Annotated in this window: 5 protein-coding genes; 1 reads left to right on the top strand and 4 read right to left on the bottom strand. The window is 62.7% G+C overall.

Features of this window, described 5'->3' with window-relative positions:
• Window positions 1-1,506 (top strand): Asp-tRNA(Asn)/Glu-tRNA(Gln) amidotransferase subunit GatA (gatA, locus tag NW820_RS08655; RefSeq protein WP_414407257.1); only part of this gene is annotated, 1,506 nt, incomplete at its 5' end.
• Window positions 1,507-1,523: 17 nt separating this feature from the next.
• Here the strand turns inward: gatA and psb28 are convergent.
• The 4 genes from psb28 to gyrA all read right to left on the bottom strand — a co-directional run bounded on the left by psb28 (window position 1,524) and on the right by gyrA (window position 6,194).
• On the bottom strand, window positions 1,524-1,838 hold the full coding sequence (gene psb28, locus NW820_RS08650; RefSeq protein WP_011433213.1) for a photosystem II reaction center protein Psb28: 315 nt from the start codon (window positions 1,836-1,838) through the stop codon (window positions 1,524-1,526).
• 31 nt (window positions 1,839-1,869) lie between these two features.
• Window positions 1,870-3,069 (bottom strand): glycerate kinase, encoded by a 1,200-nt coding sequence (locus tag NW820_RS08645; protein ID WP_414407256.1) that lies wholly within the window; start codon window positions 3,067-3,069, stop codon window positions 1,870-1,872.
• A gap of 38 nt (window positions 3,070-3,107) precedes the next feature.
• Window positions 3,108-3,479 carry a DUF760 domain-containing protein gene (locus tag NW820_RS08640; protein WP_414330541.1) on the bottom strand — a complete coding sequence of 124 codons (372 nt, stop codon included), beginning with the start codon at window positions 3,477-3,479 and terminating at the stop codon, window positions 3,108-3,110.
• 186 nt (window positions 3,480-3,665) lie between these two features.
• A complete protein-coding gene (gene gyrA / locus NW820_RS08635) occupies window positions 3,666-6,194 on the bottom strand; it encodes a DNA gyrase subunit A (RefSeq protein ID WP_414407255.1) in 2,529 nt (842 codons plus the stop codon).
• Between the last annotated feature and the right edge of the window lie 90 nt (window positions 6,195-6,284).

The following is a 6,284-nucleotide window of genomic DNA, read 5'->3' as shown; positions in this document are numbered from 1 at the left end:
CAGTTGGTAACCAAAGAGCGCTCTGCCGAAGAGATCGCCCGCGAGTACCTGGAGCGCCTGGCCCAACTGGAGCCGCAGCTCAAGAGCTTTATTACTGTGACCGAGGAACTGGCTCTGCAACAGGCCAGGGCGGTGGACGCCCGCATTCGGGCCGGGGAAGAGATTGGCCCTTTGGCCGGGATCCCGCTTGCCGTGAAAGACAACCTCTGCACCCAAGGGATCCGCACCACCTGTGCCTCCCGGATGCTGGAGGGGTTCATTCCCCCCTACGAGTCAACAGTGACGGCGCGGCTGGCGGCTGCGGGCATGGTGACGGTGGGCAAGACCAACCTAGACGAGTTTGCCATGGGCAGCTCCACGGAAAACTCCGCCTTTCAGCGCACGGCCAATCCCTGGGATCTGACGCGGGTGCCAGGGGGATCCTCTGGGGGATCGGCGGCGGCGGTGGCTGCCGACCAAGCGGTGGTGGCTCTGGGCTCGGATACGGGGGGATCCATCCGCCAACCGGCAGCTTTTTGTGGGGTGGTGGGCCTCAAGCCCACCTACGGGCTGGTGTCTCGCTACGGGCTGGTGGCCTTTGCTTCGTCTTTGGATCAGGTGGGGCCGTTTGGGCGCACGGTGGAGGATGTGGCCTTGCTGCTGCAGGGGATCGCCGGCCATGACCCGATGGACTCCACCAGCCTGAAGGTGGATATCCCGGACTATAGCCAGGCTCTGATCCCTGAGATCAAGGGGTTCAAAATCGGGGTGATCCGCGACTTGCTGGGGGAAGGATGTGGGGAGGAGACCCGCGCTGCCGTCCAAGCAGCCATTCAACATCTGCAAGAACTGGGGGCCGAGATCCTGGAGATCGACTGCCCCAGTTTTCGCTACGGCCTAGCCACCTATTACATCATCGCCCCTTCGGAAGCCTCTGCCAATTTGGCCCGCTACGACGGGGTGAAATACGGCCTGCGGGAACCTGCCGACTCGCTGCTGGCCATGTATGGCAAGACCCGCGCCCACGGCTTTGGGCCGGAAGTCAAGCGGCGCATCATGATCGGCACCTATGCCCTCTCCTCGGGGTACTACGACGCCTACTACCTCAAGGCTCAGAAGGTGCGCACCCTCATCAAGCAGGACTTCCTCAAGGCTTTCGAGAAGGTGGATGTGCTGGTCAGCCCCACCACCCCCACCCCAGCCTTCAAGCTCGGCGAGCGGGAGGATCCCCTCAGCATGTACCTCTGCGACCTGATGACGATCCCGGTGAACCTGGCGGGCTTGCCGGGGCTGAGCCTGCCCTGCGGGTTTGCCGATGGGCTGCCCATTGGCCTGCAAATTGTGGGCAATGCCCTACAGGAGAGCAAGGTGCTGCGGGTGGCCTATGCCTATGAGCAAAGCACCGACTGGCACAAGCGACGGCCGCCGCTGGGGCAGCCCTCAGTTGAAGAGGGCCAGGGATCCGATCCCGGCCAACCTCAAGCCAAGCGCAGATCCGGCAAAAGGAGCAAAAAATCCAAAAGCTGAGGCGGGAAGGGCGGCAACTAGGCCATGCCCATCTGGTTGGCCGCCGAAAAGCGCTCCATAAAGCGCAGGAAGCGATCCCACTCTGCCTCGGTTTCCATGTCGTAGGTCACTTCCAGGGCTTTGAATTCCCCGTTCAGGAACTTGGCCCTGATGTTGCGGGTGGTCAGCTCCCCTTCCTCATCGATCATCCGCATGCCGAGGATGTTTTGCGTATCGGATTTTAGATCCTCGAAGCGGAAAATCGCGGATCCCCGGTTGCCGGTCTTGGATTTCAGCACTCGCACCTGGGTGGGCACCTCTTGGATGCCGGGGGAGAACTCGATACTGGCCATGATGTCCTACGAAACACGATGATTTAAGCCATTATAACCGGCCAATCCCCGCATCCTGCTCCAGAAAATCTCTCAGCTCCTGGGCCGTCATCTGCTCCAGGTGATGGCCGGCCTGCCGTTGGGCTTCTGCCACATCGGGGATCCGGTCGCACAGGGCGCCAACCCGAAGGGGAAGAGGCTGGGCTGCCAACCCAGCGCGCGCTGCCGGAGTCACCTGGCCACAGAGGATGAGCAGGGGTTTTTGGGCTTGGATAGCCTGCTCCAGCACGGCCCCCACCACCTTTCCCATCGTGCTTTGTTCGTCGAGGCAGCCCTCTCCGGTGACGACCAGATGGCAGCGGCGGATGCGCTCCGGCAGGGCCAATTGCCGCGCCAAGAGCTGGATCCCGGACTCCAGAGTGGCCTCCAAAAAAGCCACCAGACCTGCTCCTAAGCCGCCTGCGGCTCCGGCCCCCGGGATCCCGGCCACGGCCTGGCCCAAATCTCGCTCCACCACTTGAGCCCACTGCTGCAGCGCCTGCTCCAACTGCTGCACCTGGGAAGGGGTGGCGCCCTTCTGGGGGGCAAAGACGGCGGCGGCTCCCAACGGGCCAGTGAGGGGGTTTTGCACATCGCAGAGGCCGCGGACCCGTTTCCCCTGCCAAACAGGCTGTTCGGGGGGCTCGATGCGCGCCAGCCGGGCCAGCTCCGCCCCACCCCAGCCGATGGGATCCCCAGCTCCATCCAACAGGCGATAGCCTAAGGCCTGCGCCATGCCCGCCCCTCCATCCACGGTGGCGGATCCCCCCAGTCCTATCCAGATCTCAGCGATGGGATCGCGGCAAACAGCCCGCAGCAGCTCCCCCAGGCCATAAGTGGTGGTGCGGGTGGGATCCCGCCGCTCCGGTGGCACCAAGGTCAGGCCAGCCACCTGGGCCAGCTCCAACAGGGCCAGCTCTCCTGCCACCCCGTACTCCGCCCAGACGGGATCCCCCAGGGGGCCGGTGACCCACAGACCCTTTTTCTCTCCCCCCAGCGTCGGCAGCAATACCTCTAGGGTGCCCTCTCCCCCATCGGCCAAGGGGATCCGCTCCACCTCGACTTCCGGCAGCACCTGTTGGATCCCGCGGGCCATGCTCTCTGCCGCCGCCGTGGCTGTTAGGGATCCCTTAAAACTATCCGGGCAAACCAAAATCCGCCGCGGTGGGCTGCTGAACTGGGATCCCTTTGCCTGGAAACCCGCATCCAGCATGGAACCTCCTCGGCGGCGCTAAAAGGTGGATTGCAAGCCTAGCCCTCCTCCTCTGCTGGCGAAGGCTGATCCGCGCTGGCAGGCTGGGAGGCACTGCCCAAAGATTGCTCCAGGGCTAGGCGCTGCTCCATGACCCGCAGGAAATAGCCGCCCATCATCGCGCCGGAGAGCATTTTGGCCAAGCTCTCGCGGTTGGTGATGATCTGAACCCCGAATTGATCGGAGGGCAAGCTCCCCACCAAGCTGCGGATGTTGTGGCCCAAGATCTCCAGCACTTCTGGGGAAGAATTGCGGGCAATATCCTGAAAGACGCTGGGATCCTGAGATTGCAGGTATTGCCAGAGCCGGTTGTCGGGGCTCGGAGTTTGCAATGCCTCAAAACCAGGGATGAAGTTCAACGGGCTCGCCATGGAGTAACCAAGCTCCACAAACACAGCAGATGCCATCCCAACTGGGCTGCTCGGCCTGATCCCACAGGCCTTTGCCGTTCCCGGAATTTGGGCTATCCCAAAGGTAACACCCCATCCTCACCCTCTCCGGTACGGGATCCCACCCTTCTGCGGCGGCAAATGCCGTACCTAAGTAACGGCCGGGGATCAAGCGCTGGCTTCTGAGGTCTCCTCCTCGGCAACCAAGGCAGCGGGTACCACTGTAACTCCCACAATGCTGTCTTCCGGATCCAGGCGCTGCACCAGCACCCCGGTCGCCTCGCGGGACTGGGTGGGAATGGCCTTGGCCAACTGGCGCATGACAATGCCCCTGGCGGTTACCAACAGGATCTCGTCTTCGGCATTGACGATGCGCAGGGCCGCCAGCTCGTCCGACGCCTGGCGGAACTTGGTGGCGATCACCCCCTTGCCGCCGCGGTTTTGCTGGCGGAAATTGTCGATGGCCGAGCGCTTGCCCCGCCCTTCTTTGGTGATCACCAGCACCCAAGGGTTAGCCAGCTTCTCCCCCTCTCGCTCGGCAGCCATCACCGATTCGGCAGAGATAATATCCATGCTGACGATGTCATCGCCGGCGTTGAGGGTCATGGCCCGCACGCCCCGGGTGGCCCGTCCCAGAGGGCGCAGTTGCTCGTCATCCGCCGGGAAGCGAATGGACATGCCTTGGCGGGTCGCCATGACCACATCATCGCTGGAGCGGGCGCGGCGCACCCAGCGCAGTTCGTCGTTTTCTTCCAGAGAGATGGCAATCAGGCCGTTGGAGCGTACATTGGCAAAGGCGCTGAGGGCCGTTTTTTTGATGTAGCCGCCGCGGGTGAGCATCACCAGATATTCGTCGTCGCTGAACTGGCTCACCGGCACCATGGACGTAACCCGCTCTTCCCGGGTGATCGGCAGCAACTGAACGATGGCGCTGCCACGGGCGGCGCGGCTCCCCTGGGGGATCTGGTGGGCGGGCAGGGTATAGACTACGCCCCGATTGGTGAAAAAGAGGATGGTGTCGTGGCTGCGACAGGCAAAAAACTGTTCGATGGCATCGTCTTCTTTGATGCGGGCGCCGGCTTTGCCGCGGGTGGCTCGCCCCTGCACCTGGAACTCCTCAAGGCCCATGCGCTTGATATAGCCCTGCTCGGTTAGAAAGATAACCGTCTCCCGATTTTCGATCAGATCATCCGTTCCCAGCTCCCCATCCTCCAAACAGAGGCGGGAACGGCGCGGGCTGGCAAAGCGGGCTTTGAGCTGCTGCAGCTCTTCGCTGATGATCTGCATCACCCGTTCTCGGCGGGCCAGAATATCCCGCAGGTCGGCAATTTGCCTCACCAAGTCTTCGTGCTCGGCCTGGATTTTTTCCGCTTCCAGGGCGGTGAGGCGGCGCAGCTGCATCTGCAGGATCCCGTCGGCTTGGGCTTCACTCAGGCCCAACACCGCCTGCAATTCCTCTCGGGCTGTGGCGGTATCGGCGGCTCCCCGAATGAGGGCAATCACCCGATCCAACTGCCCCAAAGCCAAGAGATAGCCCTGCAGCAGGTGATCCCGCTCTTCGGCTTTTTGCAGCTCGTAGCGGGTGCGCCGCTCGATCACCTCTTCCCGAAAATCCAGAAAAGCCTGCAGCGCGTCCCGCAGGGTCAGGGTGCGCGGCTCGCCGTTGAGGATGGCCAGCATGTTGACCCCGAAGTTGGCCTGCAGGGGGGTTTGCTTGTAGAGGTTGTTGAGCACCACCTGCGGCTGGGCATCCCGCTTTAGCTCGATCACCACCCGCATGCCGCTGCGGTCGCTCTCGTCGCGGATGTCGGCAATGCCTTCCAGTTTTTTCTCGTTGACCAGCTCGGCGATCTTCTCAATCATGGCTGCCTTGTTGGTCTGGTAGGGCAGCTCGGTGATGATGATGGCATCCCGAACCGGTCGGCCCCGCTGCTCTATGGTTTCGACGGTGGCCACCCCCCTCAGGGTGATGGAGCCGCGCCCGGTGGTGTAGGCTTCGCGGATGCCCTCTTGGCCCATGATCAGCGCCCCGGTGGGGAAGTCAGGGGCGGGGATCCACTGCATCAACTCCAGGCTGGTCAGGTTGGGGTTGTGGATGAGGGCGATCAGGCCGTCCACCAATTCGCCCAAGTTGTGGGGCGGGATGTTGGTGGCCATGCCCACGGCAATGCCGGAAGAGCCGTTTAAGAGCAGTTGCGGGATCCGCGCCGGCAGCACCAGGGGTTCTTGCTGGGATCCGTCGTAGTTGCCGACAAAATCGACAGTGTTGGCGTCAATATCTTGGAGCAGGGCTTCTTGGGCAAAGGCAGTCAGCCGACACTCGGTATAGCGCATGGCTGCCGGCGGATCGTTGTCCACAGAGCCGAAGTTGCCATGCCCATCCACCAGCCGCTCCCGCATGGAGAAATCTTGAGCCATGCGCACCAGCGCATCATAGACGGCCTGATCCCCATGGGGATGGTATTTCCCGATCACATCCCCCACCACGCGGGCACACTTGCGGAAGGGGCGATCCGCCGTCAGGCCCAACTCGTGCATAGCGTAGAGAATGCGGCGGTGCACCGGCTTCAGGCCATCCCGCGCATCTGGCAAAGCCCTCCCGACGATCACGCTCATGGCGTATTCCAGGTAGGACTGCGACATCTCCCGCTGCAGGTCGGTGGAGATGATGCGCGCCGTCGATTCGTTGTCGCTCATGGGGTTGGGTTATCGTTGAGGGATCCCAGTCGGCCTTGGCGCAGTGGGTTCATGGAAGTTTATCGAGAAGCCAACCTTGGCCGTGGCAGA

The sequence above is a fragment of the Synechococcus sp. R55.7 genome (assembly GCF_047461955.1).
Classification (GTDB): Bacteria; Cyanobacteriota; Cyanobacteriia; order Thermostichales; family Thermostichaceae; genus Thermostichus.
This window is presented reverse-complemented; position numbering and strand designations above follow the sequence as displayed.